This window comes from Jannaschia rubra, from assembly GCF_001403735.1.
In the GTDB taxonomy this organism is placed as follows: Bacteria; Pseudomonadota; Alphaproteobacteria; order Rhodobacterales; family Rhodobacteraceae; genus Jannaschia; species Jannaschia rubra.
Window position 1 is genome coordinate 296,883 of record NZ_CXPG01000020.1, and the last position, 15,390, is coordinate 312,272.

At 68.7% G+C, this 15,390-nt stretch carries 15 protein-coding genes and 1 pseudogene; 7 read left to right on the forward strand and 9 right to left on the reverse strand.

Features of this window, described 5'->3' with window-relative positions:
• The first annotated feature begins 52 nt into the window (after positions 1 to 52).
• A complete protein-coding gene (gene rlmN / locus JAN5088_RS11100; RefSeq protein ID WP_055682874.1) occupies positions 53 to 1,252 on the forward strand; it encodes a dual-specificity RNA methyltransferase RlmN in 1,200 nt (399 codons plus the stop codon).
• Here rlmN and JAN5088_RS11105 read toward each other — a convergent pair.
• On the reverse strand, positions 1,249 to 2,007 hold the full coding sequence (locus JAN5088_RS11105; protein WP_055682875.1) for a TSUP family transporter: 759 nt from the start codon (positions 2,005 to 2,007) through the stop codon (positions 1,249 to 1,251). The two genes, rlmN and JAN5088_RS11105, sit on opposite strands and share 4 nt — an antisense overlap.
• Positions 2,000 to 2,875: a phosphoserine phosphatase SerB gene (gene serB, locus JAN5088_RS11110; RefSeq protein ID WP_055682876.1), complete on the reverse strand. Its 876-nt coding sequence runs from the start codon at positions 2,873 to 2,875 to the stop codon at positions 2,000 to 2,002. Before serB ends, JAN5088_RS11105 begins: the two co-directional genes overlap by 8 nt.
• 139 nt (positions 2,876 to 3,014) lie before the next feature.
• Between serB and JAN5088_RS19055 the strand changes: the two are divergent.
• A pseudogene (locus tag JAN5088_RS19055) lies at positions 3,015 to 4,142 on the forward strand (phosphoserine transaminase); the annotation flags it as partial.
• Positions 4,143 to 4,202: 60 nt separating this feature from the next.
• Complete coding sequence (gene serA, locus JAN5088_RS19060) at positions 4,203 to 5,795, forward strand: phosphoglycerate dehydrogenase (protein ID WP_055683331.1); 1,593 nt, start codon at positions 4,203 to 4,205, stop codon at positions 5,793 to 5,795.
• An 86-nt stretch (positions 5,796 to 5,881) separates the two neighbouring features.
• Here the strand turns inward: serA and JAN5088_RS11120 are convergent, their stop codons facing one another.
• Positions 5,882 to 6,328, reverse strand: a complete 447-nt coding sequence (locus JAN5088_RS11120) for an ATP-binding protein (RefSeq protein WP_158448484.1) — start codon at positions 6,326 to 6,328, stop codon at positions 5,882 to 5,884.
• 26 nt (positions 6,329 to 6,354) lie between these two features.
• A complete protein-coding gene (locus JAN5088_RS11125) occupies positions 6,355 to 6,699 on the reverse strand; it encodes an STAS domain-containing protein (RefSeq protein WP_055682878.1) in 345 nt (114 codons plus the stop codon).
• Positions 6,700 to 6,792: 93 nt separating this feature from the next.
• Here JAN5088_RS11125 and msrC point away from each other — a divergent pair, with 93 nt between their 5' ends.
• The 4 genes from msrC to pheT are packed head-to-tail and all read left to right on the forward strand — an operon-like array spanning position 6,793 to position 10,701.
• On the forward strand, positions 6,793 to 7,293 hold the full coding sequence (gene msrC, locus JAN5088_RS11130) for a free L-methionine (R)-S-oxide reductase MsrC (RefSeq protein ID WP_055682879.1): 501 nt from the start codon (positions 6,793 to 6,795) through the stop codon (positions 7,291 to 7,293).
• A gap of 23 nt (positions 7,294 to 7,316) precedes the next feature.
• Positions 7,317 to 7,784: an MOSC domain-containing protein gene (locus JAN5088_RS11135; protein ID WP_055682880.1), complete on the forward strand. Its 468-nt coding sequence runs from the start codon at positions 7,317 to 7,319 to the stop codon at positions 7,782 to 7,784.
• Positions 7,781 to 8,281, forward strand: a complete 501-nt coding sequence (locus JAN5088_RS11140; RefSeq protein WP_055682881.1) for a GNAT family N-acetyltransferase — start codon at positions 7,781 to 7,783, stop codon at positions 8,279 to 8,281. The genes JAN5088_RS11135 and JAN5088_RS11140 overlap by 4 nt, the downstream gene beginning before the upstream one ends.
• Before the next feature lie 29 nt (positions 8,282 to 8,310).
• On the forward strand, positions 8,311 to 10,701 hold the full coding sequence (gene pheT, locus JAN5088_RS11145; protein ID WP_055682882.1) for a phenylalanine--tRNA ligase subunit beta: 2,391 nt from the start codon (positions 8,311 to 8,313) through the stop codon (positions 10,699 to 10,701).
• A 12-nt stretch (positions 10,702 to 10,713) separates the two neighbouring features.
• Here pheT and JAN5088_RS11150 read toward each other — a convergent pair whose 3' ends face one another.
• The 5 genes from JAN5088_RS11150 to JAN5088_RS11170 all read right to left on the reverse strand — a co-directional run bounded on the left by JAN5088_RS11150 (position 10,714) and on the right by JAN5088_RS11170 (position 15,370).
• The gene (locus tag JAN5088_RS11150; protein WP_055682883.1) at positions 10,714 to 11,757 is read right to left on the reverse strand and encodes a succinylglutamate desuccinylase/aspartoacylase family protein; all 1,044 of its coding nucleotides are present in this window, start codon (positions 11,755 to 11,757) and stop codon (positions 10,714 to 10,716) included.
• Positions 11,757 to 12,662: a 30S ribosomal protein S6--L-glutamate ligase gene (gene rimK, locus JAN5088_RS11155; protein ID WP_055682884.1), complete on the reverse strand. Its 906-nt coding sequence runs from the start codon at positions 12,660 to 12,662 to the stop codon at positions 11,757 to 11,759. Before rimK ends, JAN5088_RS11150 begins: the two co-directional genes overlap by 1 nt.
• Positions 12,659 to 13,126 (reverse strand): ATP-dependent zinc protease family protein, encoded by a 468-nt coding sequence (locus tag JAN5088_RS11160; protein WP_233489768.1) that lies wholly within the window; start codon positions 13,124 to 13,126, stop codon positions 12,659 to 12,661. The genes rimK and JAN5088_RS11160 overlap by 4 nt, the downstream gene beginning before the upstream one ends.
• 73 nt (positions 13,127 to 13,199) lie before the next feature.
• Positions 13,200 to 14,357, reverse strand: a complete 1,158-nt coding sequence (locus JAN5088_RS11165; RefSeq protein WP_055682886.1) for a phenylacetate--CoA ligase family protein — start codon at positions 14,355 to 14,357, stop codon at positions 13,200 to 13,202.
• Positions 14,354 to 15,370 (reverse strand): phosphatase domain-containing protein, encoded by a 1,017-nt coding sequence (locus JAN5088_RS11170; RefSeq protein WP_055682887.1) that lies wholly within the window; start codon positions 15,368 to 15,370, stop codon positions 14,354 to 14,356. The genes JAN5088_RS11165 and JAN5088_RS11170 overlap by 4 nt, the downstream gene beginning before the upstream one ends.
• Positions 15,371 to 15,390: the final 20 nt, after the last annotated feature.

Consider the following 15,390-nt stretch of genomic DNA (forward strand, 5'->3'; position numbering starts at 1 on the left):
CTCTATATGGGGCGCCCGTACCCGTTTCAGACCCCGCGCTCCGGAGGACGCCATGACCGATGCGCCACGACAGCCCGTCACCGCGCCCGTGACGCAGGACGTGATGACCCTTCCGCGCAAGCAGGCGGAGGGCGCGCGCCCGAACCTGATCGGCATGACCCGCGAGGCGATGCGCGATGCGCTGATCGCCATGGGCACGCCCGAGCGGCAGGCGAAGATGCGGGTCAACCAGGTTTGGCAGTGGCTTTATCACTGGGGGGTGCGGGACTTTGCGCAGATGACCAACCTCGCCAAGGAGTTCCGCGCGAAGCTGGCCGAGACCTTCGTGATCGAACTGCCCGAGGTCGTGACGCGCCAGGTGTCGGAGGACGGCACACGCAAGTACCTCGTCCGGATCAACGGCGGCCATGAGGTCGAGGTCGTCTACATCCCCGAGGAGGGCCGCGGAACGCTCTGCGTGTCGAGCCAGGTGGGCTGCACCCTGACGTGCAGCTTCTGCCACACCGGCACGCAGAAGCTGGTGCGGAACCTGACGTCTGCGGAGATTGTCGGCCAGGTGATGCTGGCGCGTGACGATCTGGGCGAATGGCCCGAGAAGGGCGCGCCGAACGACCCGACGGGGCGGCTTCTGTCGAACATCGTCCTGATGGGCATGGGTGAGCCGCTCTACAATTTCGAGAACGTCCGCGATGCCATGAAGATCGTGATGGACGGCGAGGGGATCGCGCTGGGCCGCCGCCGGATCACGCTGTCCACCTCCGGCGTCGTGCCCAAGATCGCCCGCACCGCGCGCGAGATCGGCTGCCTTCTGGCCGTCAGCTTCCATGCGACGACGGACGAGGTGCGCGACGCTCTGGTGCCGATAAACAAGCGGTGGAACATCGCGACTCTCCTGGATGCGCTGCGCGACTATCCCAAGGTGTCCAATTCGGAGCGGATCACCTTCGAATACGTCATGCTCGATGGGGTGAACGACAGCGACGAGGATGCGCGCCGCCTTGTGGGCCTGCTCGAGGGGATTCCGGCCAAGGTGAACCTGATCCCCTTCAACGAATGGCCCGGCGCGCCCTACCGGCGCAGTTCGAACAACCGCATCAGGGCTTTCGCGACGATCCTGATGCAGGCGGGCTATGCCTCGCCGATCCGCACGCCGCGGGGCGAGGACATCATGGCCGCCTGCGGCCAGCTCAAGTCTGCCACCGAACGGGAGCGCAAGTCACGCGCCCGGATCGAGGCCGAGGCCGGTCTCTAGAGCCAGTCCCACATCATGCGCAGCGCCATGGCGGTCGTGACGACGACCAGGAGCGGCTTGATGATGCGCGCGCCCCGCCCGGCCGCCAGCCGGGCACCCAGTTGCGCGCCAAGGATCTGTCCCGCGCCCATGCAGAGCCCCGTGACCCACCAGGGCGACGCGATGAGCGCGAAGGCACAAAGGCCGCCCGCATTGCTTGCCGCGTTCAGGAGCTTCGTGTGCGCCGTGGCCTTGAGGACCCCGCGCCCCGACAGCATCACGAAGGCCAGCATGTAGAACGCCCCCGCGCCCGGCCCCAGCAGCCCGTCGTAGGCCGCGATGGCGGGTACGGCGGTGATGTTGAACACGAATGGTCGCATGCGCTCCGCCCGGTCCAGGTCGTCGATGCCGGGCTTGAGCGCGAAGAACACCGCGACCGCGATCAACAGGATCGGAAGCCCCAGCCGCAGCGTGTCCGTCGGCAACAACGACACGCAGAGCGCGCCGCCGATGCTGGCCACGAAGGCGATCGCAGCGGGAAGCACCTGTCTGCGCGGATCGACCAGCCCGCGGCGGGCATAGGCCACGGCCGCGCTGACGGCGCCGAAGACCCCCTGCACCTTGTTCGTGGCGATCGCCGTGACCGGCGGTGCGCCTGCAAGGACCAGCGCGGGCAGGGTGATGAGCCCTCCGCCACCCGCAATGGAATCGACGAAACCCGCGAAGACCGCGGCCATGACCAAAAGGCCCAGCAGGTCGAAGGTGACTTCAGGCAACGAAATCGTCCTCGTGATAGCCCTGCAGATACAGCAGCGCTGTCAGGTCGCCATGGTTGATCCGACATCCGGCCTGCGCCTGCACGGCCGGCTTTGCGTGCAGCGCGACGCCCAGACCGGCGCGGCCAAGCATGCCCAGATCGTTGGCCCCGTCGCCCACGGCGATCGCGTCCTCCTCGGCGATCCGCAGGTCCGCGCAAAGCTGCACCAGCGCGTCGACCTTGGCCTGCCGTCCGAGGATCGGCTCGGCAACCGCGCCGGTCAGGACACCGTCCTCGACCAGGAGGGTGTTGGCGCGGCTCCAGTCGAAGCCCAGCTTCGCCGCGACGGCATCGGTGAAGGCGGTGAAGCCCCCGGACACCAGCGCTGCCGTGGCGCCCTGCGCCTTCATCGTGGCGACAAGAGTCCGGCCGCCAGGCATCAGTGTGATGCGGTCCTGCAACACCCGGTCGATCACCGTCGCATTCAACCCGGCCAGCAGCGCGACCCGTTCGCGCAGCGCGCCCTCGAAGTCGACCTCGCCGTTCATGGCCCGCGCCGTGATCGCGGCCACATGGGCACCCACGCCCGCCTCGTCCGCCAGTTCGTCGATGCACTCCTGACGGATCATCGTGCTGTCCATGTCCGCCAGCAACAGGCGCTTGCGCCGCTCCTGCGTAGCCAAGACGTTCAGGTCCACGCCCATCGCATCCATGTCGGCGCGCGTGGCTTCCAGCGTGTCGGGCAAGCGGTCCATGTCGAACTCCGCCGCCACTCCGCGCGCCAGCCACCGCGCCGATCCGCCGCCCCAGCCGTTGCACAATGCCTCCATCAGGGTGGCGTCGATCCGGGGCCTATCCGGCGAACAGGTCAGGACGGTCGTGAACATAGGCTTTCCCAAGTTGGACGTCGCGCGGCATTTGCGGCGCCTTAGCCGCATTATCCGGCTTGCGCGACCCCCCGACCGGCATTAGCCATGTCGGCGGGACACCCTTCCCCAACGAAGGGCGCTTATCTGGAAGGATAGCATGAGCGATCTGACGACCCCGGCCACGCGGCCGGTCAATCCGCGTTTCTCGTCCGGCCCCTGCGCCAAGCATCCGGGCTTTTCCCTGACCGATCTGTCCGACGCGCCGCTGGGCCGCAGCCACCGCGCCGCCGCGGGCAAGGCAAAGCTGCAATCCGCCATCGACCGCACCCGCGTTCTGCTGGGCGTGCCCGAGGACTACCGTATCGGCATCGTGCCGGCGTCCGACACCGGCGCCTATGAAATGGCGATGTGGACGATGCTGGGCGCGCGCCCCGTCACCATGCTGGCGTGGGAATCCTTCGGCTCGGGCTGGGTCACGGATGCGGTGAAGCAACTCCACCTCGACGTCGAGGTGCGGACCGCCGACTACGGCCATCTACCCGACCTCTCCATCGATTCCGACCGCGACATCTGCTTCACCTGGAATGGCACCACGTCTGGCGTCCGCGTGCCGGATGCGGACTGGATCGCGGACGACCGGGGCGGTCTGACCCTTTGCGATGCGACCAGCGCCGCCTTTGCGATGGACCTGCCCTGGGACAAGCTCGATGTGACGACCTTCAGCTGGCAGAAGGTGCTTGGCGGCGAAGGCGCGCATGGCATGCTGATCCTGTCGCCCCGTGCGGTGGAGCGGCTCGAATCCTACACGCCGGCCTGGCCCCTGCCCAAGATCTTCCGCCTGACCAAGGGCGGCAAGCTGATCGAGGGGATCTTCCGCGGCGAGACGATCAACACCCCCTCCATGCTCTGCGTGGAGGACTATCTGCGCGCGCTCGACTGGGCCGAAACGCTGGGTCTTCGGGGGCTGGTCGCCCGTGCCGATGCCTCCGCCCACCACATCTGGGACTTCTGCGACAGCCACGACTGGATCGCGAACCTTGCCGTCGATCCGGCCACGCGGTCCACCACTTCGGTCTGCCTGCGGTTCACCGACGACAGCCTGCCGGAGGATTTCGCCAAGCGCGTGGCCAGGCGGCTGGAGGCGGAGGGCGTGGCCTTCGACGTTGCCAACTACCGCGACGCGCCCGCGGGCTTGCGGATCTGGTGCGGCTCGACGGTCGAGCCCGCGGACGTCGCGGCCCTCCTGCCCTGGGTCGAATGGGCATACCGCGCCGAGCGCGCCGCCTGGTCCACGGGGCCGGCCGTGCCGCCCCACCGTCCTTTTCCGATTTCAAAGGAGCCCACCATGGCCCCCAAGGTTCTCATTTCCGACAGCCTGTCGGACGCCGCCGTCCAGATCTTCCGCGACCGCAGCATCGACGTCACCTTCGACCCCTCGCTGGGCAAGGACAAGGACAGGCTGGCGCAGGTCATAGGCGACTATGACGGTCTGGCGATCCGTTCCGCCACCAAGGTCACCGAAAAGCTGCTCGCAGCCGCGCCCAACCTCAAGGTCGTCGGACGTGCCGGGATCGGCACCGACAACATCGACAAGGATGCCGCCAGCCGGCGCGGCGTGATCGTGATGAACACGCCCTACGGCAACATGATCACGACCGCAGAACACGCCATCGCCATGATGTTCGCCGTCGCCCGGCAGATCCCCGAGGCGAACGCCTCGACCCATGCCGGAAAGTGGGAGAAGTCGCGCTTCATGGGGGTTGAGCTGTCCGGCAAGACCCTGGGCGTAATCGGCGCCGGCAACATCGGCGGCATCGTCTGCGACCGGGCGCGCGCGCTTCGCATGAAGGTGGTGGCCTACGATCCCTTCCTGTCGGAGGAGCGGGCGACGCAGTTGCAGGTCGAGAAGGTCGAACTGGACGACCTGCTGAAGCGCGCAGATTTCATCACCCTGCACGTCCCGCTGACCGACCAGACGAAGAACATCCTGTCGGCCGAGAACATCGCGAAGACGAAGCCCGGCGTTCGCATCGTCAACTGCGCGCGCGGCGGGCTGGTGGACGAGGAGGCGCTGGCCGAGGCGTTGAAATCCGGCCATGTGGCGGGCGCGGCCTTCGACGTCTTCGCCACCGAGCCCGCGACCGCATCTCCGTTGTTCAACCTGCCCAACGTCGTCGTGACACCCCATCTGGGCGCCGCGACCACCGAGGCCCAGGAGAACGTGGCCCTTCAGGTGGCCGAGCAGATGTCGGACTACCTGCTCACGGGTGCGGTGACGAACGCGCTCAACATGCCGTCGGTCACCGCGGAGGAGGCCAAGGTGATGGGCCCCTGGCTGAAGGTCGCGGAGCACTTGGGCGCCTTCGTCGGGCAGATGACGGACGAGCCGATCCAGGCGATCGAGGTCATCTATAACGGGTCGGTGGCCGCGATGAACCTCGACGCGCTGAACTGTTCGGCGATAGCAGGGGTGATGAAGGCCACCAACCCGGACGTGAACATGGTGTCCGCTCCCCTCGTCGCGCGCGAGCGGGGGGTCGAGATCAGCACGACGCGGCAGGACAAGACAGGGGCCTTCGACGGCTATATCAAGCTGGTGGTCCGGACGGACCGGCGCGAACGGTCCGTCGCCGGAACCGTCTTTTCGGACGGCAAGCCGCGATTCATCCAGATCAAGGGCATCAACATCGACGCCGAAGTGGGCGAGCACATGCTCTATACCACCAACCATGACGAGCCCGGCATCATCGGTGCGCTTGGGGTGACCATGGGCAAGAACGGCGTGAACATCGCGAACTTCACCCTGGGCCGGTCGGACAGGGACAAGGATGCGATCGCGCTTCTCTATCTCGACGAACAGCCGTCCGCCGGCGTGCTCGACCAGCTTCGCCAGACAGGCCTGTTCCGGAACATTTCGCCCTTGCGCTTCAACGTCTGAGACAAGGGGGGAAGCCGCGACCGGCTTCCCCTTCAGGGAGAGGGCCCCCGACGAAGGCGCGGACCCGGTCCACAATCTGTCCAGGCTCAGTGAATGACGGCCCCGGCCGGCGGTCTGTCCGTCTGCCCGCAGAGCGAAAAGCTCAGCCGGTTCTGTCCCTCCGCGCGTTCATAGACCATGTCGTCGGTCAGGCTGTGGATGATGAACCAACCGAAGCCGCCCTCGGGCAGATCTTCCGTCGTGGTTCCATGCCGCGGCAGGTCGCCCGAGGTCAGCAGGCCGGGCGGCAGGGGACGCCCCTCGTCCCGCGTCTCGACATGCAGGCAGCCGGCATGGCGCCGCACCTTCAACGCGATCCAGGCATCGTCCCGCCCGGCAAGCGCATGTTCCACGATGTTGTTGAGGATCTCGCCCAGGACGATTGCGACGTTCGCGCCCAGCGCCGCATCGAAGCCCCGCGCCGAAAGGAGGCCACGAAGCCGGTCGAGTTCCGTGCTGACGCCGTCCGGGGTCGCCCGAAGACGGAGTCGCACCACCTCCTCCGACATCGCAGGCCCCATCAGGCCGCCGTCCGGCCCCGGTGCGGCCCCGGGGGCAGCGTGTCGTGCAGTACGAAGACACCGTCCATGCGCGTCAGCATCAGCACCTTGCGGACGATGGCCCCGCAGTTCGCAAGCTCCAGCCGCCGGCCGCCGCCCAGCATCTTCATCACCGCGACAAGGGCGCCGAGGCCGCTGCTGTCGAGAAAGTCGACCTCCGCCATGTCGATCACCACGCGCTCCGCATCCGCTCGCAGCAGGCTGTGCACGCATTCCTTGAACGTTACCGCCCGCGCCGCGTCGAGGCGCGGCGACCGGACGGTCAGCACGAGCATCCCGTCCTCGACCCGACTGTCGATATCCATGTCCACCTCCGCCCGTTGCAGCGCCCACTGGAATCCCGGGCGATCGGCTGGCAGGGTACGGCCGAGGTCTTACCAGAAGGTGAACAGGGTCAGATGACACGACTCGACAGCGAAACGGCGCATCCCCGCTCGGCGGTCATGGTGGATTACCCCACACTCCACGCGGCCGTCGCTTCGCTCACCGAAGGCGAGGACGACCCTGTCGCCCTCATGGCCACCGTCGCCTGCGAGGTGCACCACGCCGACGACCGTTTCGACTGGACGGGGTTCTACCGCGTCGTGGCGCCGGACCTTCTGAAGATCGGCCCGTATCAGGGCGGGCACGGCTGTCTGGTCATCCCTTTCGACCGGGGCGTCTGCGGGGCCGCGGCGCGAACCGGTCAGGTTCAACTCGTCCCCGACGTCGATGCCTTTCCGGGCCACATCGCCTGCGCGTCCTCCACCCGGTCGGAACTGGTGCTTCCGGTGTTCGATGCGACGGGTCGGATGATCGGCGTTTTCGACATCGACAGCAACCGACCGGATGCCTTCACCCGGACCGACGCCGAGGAACTCGCGCGGCTTCTGGCGCAGGTCTTCGGTCGACTGGGCTGACGTCCGTTGCGAAAGGCGCCTTCATGCGAACCCTGAGGGATCTGATGGCCACGCATACGCGCGACGGTCGCCTCGACTGGATCGGCCTGCGTCCCGCGCGCCGCGAACCGATGGTCCCGGTCGACCGTGCCGAGGTGGAGGAGCGGGGCCTTTCCGCCGACCGGCATCCCAGCCCCGGCAAGCGCGCCGTGACGCTGATCCAGTCCGAACACCTGCCGGTGATCGGCGCGCTCTGCGCCGGGCCTGTTACACCGGAAAACCTCCGCCGCAACCTTGTCGTCTCGGGCATCAACCTCGCGGCGTTGCGCGGCGGCGACATCCGCATCGGCACCTGTGTCCTGCATCTGGAAGGCCCCTGCGCGCCCTGTTCGCGGATGGAGGAGACACTGGGCGGGGGCGGGTATTCCGCCGTTCGCCACCATGGCGGCTGGTGCGCGTCGGTCGTGCGTCCGGGCACCGTTGCGCTGGGCGATCCGGTGGTCCCGGCATGATCCGGCGAGCGACCCCCGCCGACCGGCAGGCGATCCGCGACCTGCATCTGGCGTCCTGGCGCGATAGTTACGGGGCGGAACTGCCGGCGGACTACATGGCGGACGGGCTGGCGCGCGACATGGACGCGAAGTGGGCGGCGCGCAGTTTCGACAGACCGGAGCTGACGCTGGTGGCCTATACCGACACCGAACTCACCGGCTTCGCCTGCGCGATTCTCGACCGCGATCCGCCGCTGATCGACAACCTGCACATCCGGCCGGAGCTTCGGGGCGGCGGGACGGGCGGCAAGCTGCTTCTGGCGATGAAGGTCGCGCTGCGGCAAGCGGGGTTCGACCGCGCCTATCTGACCGTGCTGGAATCGAACCCGCGGGCACGGGCCTTCTATCTGTCGCACGGAGGCATCGACGAAGGCCCGGTCGAGGACGTGATGGTGGGCCGCAGGGTGCGCGCCCGGCGCATCGGCTTCGATCTTCAAACCCGCGACGGGATGGGGTAGGCGGGCGCGACACTTCCGATAGGCGCGACATGAAATTCACCCTCTCCTGGCTCAAACGGCATCTCGACACCTCCGCCTCGGTCGATGAGATCGCCGAGACGCTGACCGACCTCGGGCTGGAGGTCGAGGGCGTGGAGGATCGCGCCGCCCGGCTGCGGGACTTTACCATCGGCAAGGTCCTGTCGGACGAGAAGCATCCCGATGCCGACCGCCTGAAGGTCTGCCAGGTCGAGACGTCGGACGGGGTCCAGCAGATCATCTGCGGCGCGCCCAACGCGCGCGCGGGCATAACCGTCGTCGTGGCGAAGCCAGGCGTCTATGTGCCCGGCATCGACACCACCATCGGCGTGGGCCGCATCCGGGGCATCGAGAGCTTCGGCATGATGGCGTCCGAGCGGGAACTGGAACTGTCGGACGAACACGACGGCATCATCGAACTGCCCTCGGGCAAGGTGGGCCAGCGGTTCACCGACTGGCTGGCCGAGAACGACCCCGCCAAGGTCGATCCGGTGATCGAGATCGCCATCACCCCCAACCGCCCCGATGCCCTGGGCGTGCGCGGTATCGCGCGCGATCTGGCCGCGCGCGGTTTGGGCACGCTGAAGCCGCTGCCCGCGCCCAAGGTGGACGGCACCTTCGACAGCCCCGTCACCGTGACAATCGACGACGATACCAAGGACGGCTGCCCCGTCTTCGCGCTGCGGATGATCCGGGGCGTCAGAAACGGCCCGAGCCCGCGGTGGTTGCAGGACTACCTGCGCGCCATCGGGCTGCGGCCGATCAGCTTCCTCGTGGATGTCACCAACTGGTTCACCCATGACCTGAACCGCCCGCTGCACGTCTTCGACGCCGACGCGGTGCGGGGCAACCTGCGTGTCCACCGCGCGGCGGGGGGCGAGACGATCGCGGCGCTTGACGACAGGACCTACACCTTCCCCGAAGGCGCCATGGTGATTTCCGACGCGACCGGTCCCGAGAGCATCGCAGGCATCATGGGCGGCGCCGGGACGGGCGTGACCGAAGACACCGTGAACGTGTTGGTGGAAAGCGCCTGGTGGGACCCTGTGCAGATCGCGCTGACCGGGCGGGCGCTGAAGATCAACTCCGACGCGCGCTACCGCTTCGAGCGCGGGGCCGATCCGGCCTTCACGCCGGAGGGGCTGGACCATGCGACCGCCATGATCCTGGAGCATGCGGGCGGCGAGGCGTCGCACGCCGTCATCGCCGGCGCGGTGCCCGACACGTCGCGGGCGTACCGCCTCGACACCGACCGGATCGAAAGCCTGGTGGGCATGTCCATCCCGGCCGAGACGCAGCGCGCCACGCTGACCGCGCTGGGCTTCACGCTCGACGGCGACATGGCGCAGGTTCCGTCCTGGCGGCCCGACGTGCAGGGAGAGGCCGACCTGGTCGAGGAGGTGGCGCGCATTGCCTCGCTCACCCGGCTGGAGGGGCGGCCGATGACGCGGGCGCCGGGTGTCCTGCGCCCCGTCCTGACGCCGGCGCAGGACCGCGAGCGGATCGCGCGGCGCACGGCGGCCAGCCTCGGCTACGACGAATGCGTGACCTATTCCTTCATCGACAGCGCTTCCGCCGCGCTGTTCGACGGGGGCACCGACGCGACGCGGCTGGAAAACCCGATTTCGACCGACATGAGCCACCTGCGCCCCGCGCTGCTGCCCGGCCTGTTGCAGGCGGCGGCCCGGAACCAGGCGCGGGGGATGGCCGATCTGGCGCTGTTCGAACTGGGCGCCGCCTTCCATGGGGGGGAACCGGGCGAGCAGCGGCAGATGCTGTCGGGCATCTTGACCGGCCACTCCGGCCCCCGGTCCGTCCACGGCGACCGGCGAGCGGTCGATGTCTTCGACGCCAAGGCCGATGCCGAAGCGGTGCTCGCGGCCATCGGCGCGCCCGCCTCGGCGCAGGTCCTGCGCGGGGCGGCGGACTGGTGGCATCCCGGGCGGTCGGGCCGCATCTGCCTAGGCCCGAAGAAGGTGCTGGCCGTCTTCGGTGAGTTGCACCCCCGCGTGCTTCGGGCGATGGGCGTGAAGGGCACGGTCGTTGGCTTTACCGTCTTTCCGGGCGAGGTGCCCCTGCCGCGCAGCACCGGCAGCGCCCGCGGGCCGCTTGCGCTGTCGGGCTTTCAGGCGGTGGAACGGGATTTTGCCTTCGTCGTTGCCCCCGAGGTCGAGGCGCAGACGCTGGTGAACGCCGCGCGGGGGGTCGACAAGGCGCTGATCGCGGATGTGCGGGTGTTCGACCAGTTCGTCGGCGGATCGCTGGGCGAGGCGAAGTCGCTGGCATTGACGGTGCGTTTGCAACCTACGCAGGCCACCCTGACCGACAAGGAAATCGAGGCGGTCAGCACCCGCATCGTGGACAAGGTTGTTCAGGCGACGGGCGGCAGGCTGCGGGGCTGACGGCACGGCGGCTCAGATGATCTCATCCTCGTCGAACATCGGGTCGTCGGCGATCTGCGCGCTCAGGTCGTCGACGGCGGTCTCCGCCCGCGCGACCGAGGCGACGCGCGCCAGGTGAAACACCGCGTCGCCCTCGTTGACGACGGGCATGACCGCGCGGCCCACGATGATGCCGTCGAAGGGGGCCGTGATTTCGCGCTCCTGACGGCCGAAGGGGTCGGATACGGCGGCGAGCGCCGCGCCCTGGCTCACCACGTCTCCGTCGCCGCGCCAGGTCCGCAAAAGGCCGCCGGCGGGCGCGCGCAGCCATCTCGACGAGGTGCAGACCTGCGACGGTGTCTTTGCCGCGGCGATCCCGCGTCCGCCGATCATGCCCTTGTAGCGGAGCACGCGCAGGATGCCCGCGACCCCGGCCCTGACCGAGTATTCGTCGAACCGCAGCCCTTCGCCCGCCTCGTAGAGCAGGACGTCGCGCCCCATGTCGCGCGCCGCGCCGCGCAGGCTGCCGTCGCGGAGGGGGGACTTCAGGATGACGGGCGCGCCGAAGACCTGTGCCAGATCCATCGTCACCGCATTGTCGGGCGAGATGCGGATCTGCGGCAGGTTGGTGCGGTGGACCGCCGCCGAATGAAGGTCGATGCCCAGATCGCTGCGCGCCACGATTTCGGTCAGGAACAGATGCGCCAACCGCGCGGCAAGCGACCCGCCGGGCGAGCCGGGAAACGAACGGTTCAGGTCGCGCCGGTCGGGCAGATAGCGCGAGTGGTTCATGAAACCGAAGGCGTTGACGATTGGAATGACCAGAAGGGTGCCCCGCAGCCCGCGCAACTGCGACGCGCGCAGCAGGCGTCGCACGATCTCCACGCCGATCACCTCGTCCCCGTGGATGCCCGCGCTGACGAAGACGGTGGGGCCGTCGCGGCGGCCATGGATGACCTCGACCGACATCGACACCGGCGTGTGGTCCGACAGGTGGCTGACCGGCAGGTCGACCGTCCCCCGCGTGCCCGCGGGCACGACAGCCGGGCCCAGCGTGAAGTCCTGCCGTGCGGGCATCAGCCCTTGCCCTTGGTCTTGGTCGCGCCGGGTTTCGCATTCTTTTCCAGATGCTCGATGATGCGTCCCGCGACGTCGAGGCCGGTGGCCTTCTCGACCCCTTCGAGACCGGGCGAGGAGTTGACCTCCATCACCACGGGCCCATGGTTCGACCGCAGCATGTCCACCCCGCAGACGGCAAGCCCCATGGATTTCGCCGCCCGGATCGCGGTCGAGCGTTCCTCCGGCGACAGCTTGATCACCTGCGCCGATCCGCCCCGGTGCAGGTTCGACCGGAAATCGCCTTCGGCCCCCGTCCGCTTCATCGCGGCGATGACCTTGCCCCCCACCACGATGGCGCGGATGTCGGTGCCGCCCGATTCCTTGATGAACTCCTGCAACAGGATGTTGACGCCTGCGCCGCGGAACGCCTCCACGACCGACTTGGCCGACCGCTTGGTGTCGGCCAGCACCACGCCGATGCCCTGCGTCCCCTCCAGGAGCTTGATGACCACCGGCGCGCCGCCCGCAAGCTCCAGCACCTCCTCGGTCTGCTTCGGGTCATGGGCGAAGGTCGTCACCGGCAGGCCGATCCCGTCGCGCGCCAGAAGCTGCATCGACCGCAGCTTGTCCCGCGACCGGCCGATGGCGACGCTTTCGTTGAGGGGATAGACGCCCATCATCTCGAACTGGCGCAGCACGGCGAGGCCGTAGAACGTCACCGACGCGCCGATGCGGGGGATGACGGCGTCGAAGCCTTCGAGTTTCTCGCCGTTGTAGTAGATTTCGGGACGCCGGCTGGCGATGTTCATGTAGCAGCGCAGCGTGTTGACGATATGCAGTTCATGCCCCCGCGCCTCGGCCGCTTCCTTCAGGCGCCGGTGAGAGTAGAGACCCGCGTTCCGGGCCAGCATCGCGATCTTCATGAAAGGTCCCTTTCCCGCCCGGCGGGCGGCGTTGCCGGCTTCTGCCGGAGCTTGACGCGGCGGGTATGGACCGCGACGTTATGTGCGCTGAGCGCGGTGCGGCCCACGATCATGGCGCTTCGCATATTCGCGCGGTCGGCCAGCGACAGGTCGATGCGCCAGCGGTGTCCCGCGATCAGAAGATCCGTCCGGATCACGATGCGGTCCTCGGGAACGCCGCTGGTGTTCTTGATCGACCGGATGTCGTGGACCGGATGTTCGGTCACGACGCGGCCCTTCGTGCCGTCGTGCTGGACGCGGAACCGGACCCATCGGGCACCGTCCCGCTCGAACGTCTCGATCCGGTCGGCATGCAGTGCCGAGGTGCGCGCCCCGGTGTCCACCTTGGCCTTGATGTCGTGCAGCCCGAGCCCCGGCAGGCTCACCCGCTCCATCCAGCCGACGACGATCAGTTCCTTCGGCACGTCCCGTCCCCCTGCTGGCGCCTCGCGCGCCCGGCCCATCTAGCCGATGCGCCGGGTCCGGGGGAAGGGAGGTTCAGCCATAGTCGCGGCGGTCGTCGATGACCTTGCCGTCATTGGGCAGGTCGTCGACCCGCTCGACCCGTCCCTTGAGCTTCAGCAGATCCGCGATCGAGGCGGCCCAAGCGCCCTCGTCGCCCCCCTCCGCCGTGACCTGGACGGTCATCGCGTCCATCTCGCCCTCGCGGTCCACGACGACGCGGGCGGCGCGGATCTCGGGGTGACGGGCGACCAGCGCCGCCACCTGCTCGGGACGCACGAACATGCCCTTGATCTTGGCGGTCTGGTCGGCCCGCCCCATCCATCCCCGGATGCGCCCGTTGGTCCGGCCGCAGGGCGAGACGCCGGGCATCATCGCCGAAAGGTCGCCCGTCGCGAAACGGATCAGCGGGTAGTCGGGGTTCAGCGTGGTGACGACGACCTCGCCCACCTCGCCCTCGGGCAGGGGGTCGCCGGTTCCGGGGCGCACGATCTCGACGATGACACCCTCGTCGAGGATCATTCCCTCCATCGCCGGGGATTCGTAGGCGACGTTGCCGAGGTCGGCAGTGGCATAGCATTGCAGCGTGGCGATGCCCCGGTCCGCGTATTCCTTGCGCAGGCTGGGAAACAGCGCGCCGCCGCCCACGGCCGCGCGGGTGAACGACAGGTCCACCCCCGACTCGTCGGCGCGGTCGAGGATCACCTTCAGGTAGTCCGGCGTCCCCGCATAGGCCGTGCAGCCGATGTCGCGCGCGGCGCGCACCTGCAGGTCGGTCTGACCGGTTCCGGCCGGCAAAACGCGCGCGCCCACCGCCCGCGCGCCGTTCTCGAAGATATGGCCCGCCGGGGTCAGGTGATAGCCGAAGCAGTTCTGCACAACGTCCGAAGGGCCGATGCCGCAGGCGTGCAGGAACCGCCCCATGCGCCACCAGTCATGGGTGGTCCCGCCGGGTTCATAGATCGGACCGGGGGACTGGAACACATGGGCCACGGGGCCGACGTGCATGCCCCCGAAGGGCGGGTTCGCCGCCTGTCGCGCCGACAGGTCGGATTTCCGCAGCACCGGCAGGCGCGACAGGTCCGACAGGTCGCGCAGGTCGGCCGTGACCCCGCCGAGCGCCCGAAGCGCCGCGAGCTGCGCCGCGTGACGCTCGTCGGAGGAGCGGGTTTCCAGGTCGTCGAAATGGCTCATGTCGCGTCTCCGTCCTGCAGGTTCAGATAGTCCGCCGCCCCGTCGAAGGTCGGACCGTGGAAGCACGGAACGCCCGCCGCCTCGATCGCGGCGATGGCTTCCGCGTCGTCGTCGCTCGCGCCGGGCACCGGCTCCCGCAGGGCCACGCCCAGCACCCGGCCGGGGTGGCGCAGCACCGCGTCGCGATAGACGGTCGCGTCGTGCTGGCCCGTGTCGCCCAGAAGCCAGCAGGACAGGCCGGGGTTCGCGGCCAGGATCGCGTCGATGGCCGCGCCCTTGTGGTCGTGGTGGCTGTCGCCGATCCCATCGTCGCCCACGCCCAGGTCGCGCAGGAACATCGGCCCGCGCGGAACGCAGTTGAGCGCGAAGATCCCCTCCAGGAACCGGTGCAGGTTCCAGGGGCTGGACGAGACGTAGAAGACCGGGTTGACGTCGCCCCGCGTCAGCTGCCGCATCAGGGTCGCGGCATCCTCATGCACGCGACGGGTCAGGGCCGATCCGGTGAAGGTGGTCCAGAGGTTGCGGATCAGCGACTGCGCCCCCGTCTCGATCATCGTGTCGTCGACGTCTGATATCACGATCCATTCCGCCCGCGCCGGGGTCAGCCGCACGGGAAAGGCGATCTCGGTTCCGGGGTCGTCGTCGATGCGCACGGGGACGCCGGCCCAGGGGGCGCCGGCGGCGAAGTCGGCCGCTCCGGCCGCGACGGTCAGGGTGACATAGCCCTCGGCGTCGCTGACCGCACGCGTGCCGCCACCGGTGACGGTGACCTCCGCGACCTCGTCGGTCAGGAACAGCGACAGCATCTGGCGCAGGTTCACCCATTTCGACTGGCGCGGATCGGGCTGCACCCCGCGCAGGTGCGTCAGGACCCGGCCGCGCAGGATCAGGCCATCGGGCGTGGAGTAGCCGCAATAGGCCTCCAGCACGGGTGCAGCACCGGGCCGCGCGCCGATCCGCTCCAGCAGGTGTTCGACCCGCCGGGCAAGGCGCAGGGCAAGGGATCTGGGCATCGACGGCTCCGGCTGCGTCG

Bases quoted from the DNA above. Each gene is read 5' to 3' on its own strand.
- rlmN (WP_055682874.1), top strand. From the start codon at position 53: ATGACCGATGCGCCACGACAGCCCGTCACCGCGCCCGTGACGCAGGAC.
- serB (WP_055682876.1), bottom strand. From the start codon at position 2,875: ATGTTCACGACCGTCCTGACCTGTTCGCCGGATAGGCCCCGGATCGAC.
- serA (WP_055683331.1), top strand. From the start codon at position 4,203: ATGGCCCCCAAGGTTCTCATTTCCGACAGCCTGTCGGACGCCGCCGTC.
- JAN5088_RS11125 (WP_055682878.1), bottom strand. From the start codon at position 6,699: ATGGATATCGACAGTCGGGTCGAGGACGGGATGCTCGTGCTGACCGTC.
- msrC (WP_055682879.1), top strand. From the start codon at position 6,793: ATGACACGACTCGACAGCGAAACGGCGCATCCCCGCTCGGCGGTCATG.
- JAN5088_RS11135 (WP_055682880.1), top strand. From the start codon at position 7,317: ATGCGAACCCTGAGGGATCTGATGGCCACGCATACGCGCGACGGTCGC.
- JAN5088_RS11140 (WP_055682881.1), top strand. From the start codon at position 7,781: ATGATCCGGCGAGCGACCCCCGCCGACCGGCAGGCGATCCGCGACCTG.
- pheT (WP_055682882.1), top strand. From the start codon at position 8,311: ATGAAATTCACCCTCTCCTGGCTCAAACGGCATCTCGACACCTCCGCC.
- JAN5088_RS11150 (WP_055682883.1), bottom strand. From the start codon at position 11,757: ATGCCCGCACGGCAGGACTTCACGCTGGGCCCGGCTGTCGTGCCCGCG.
- rimK (WP_055682884.1), bottom strand. From the start codon at position 12,662: ATGAAGATCGCGATGCTGGCCCGGAACGCGGGTCTCTACTCTCACCGG.
- JAN5088_RS11165 (WP_055682886.1), bottom strand. From the start codon at position 14,357: ATGAGCCATTTCGACGACCTGGAAACCCGCTCCTCCGACGAGCGTCAC.
- JAN5088_RS11170 (WP_055682887.1), bottom strand. From the start codon at position 15,370: ATGCCCAGATCCCTTGCCCTGCGCCTTGCCCGGCGGGTCGAACACCTG.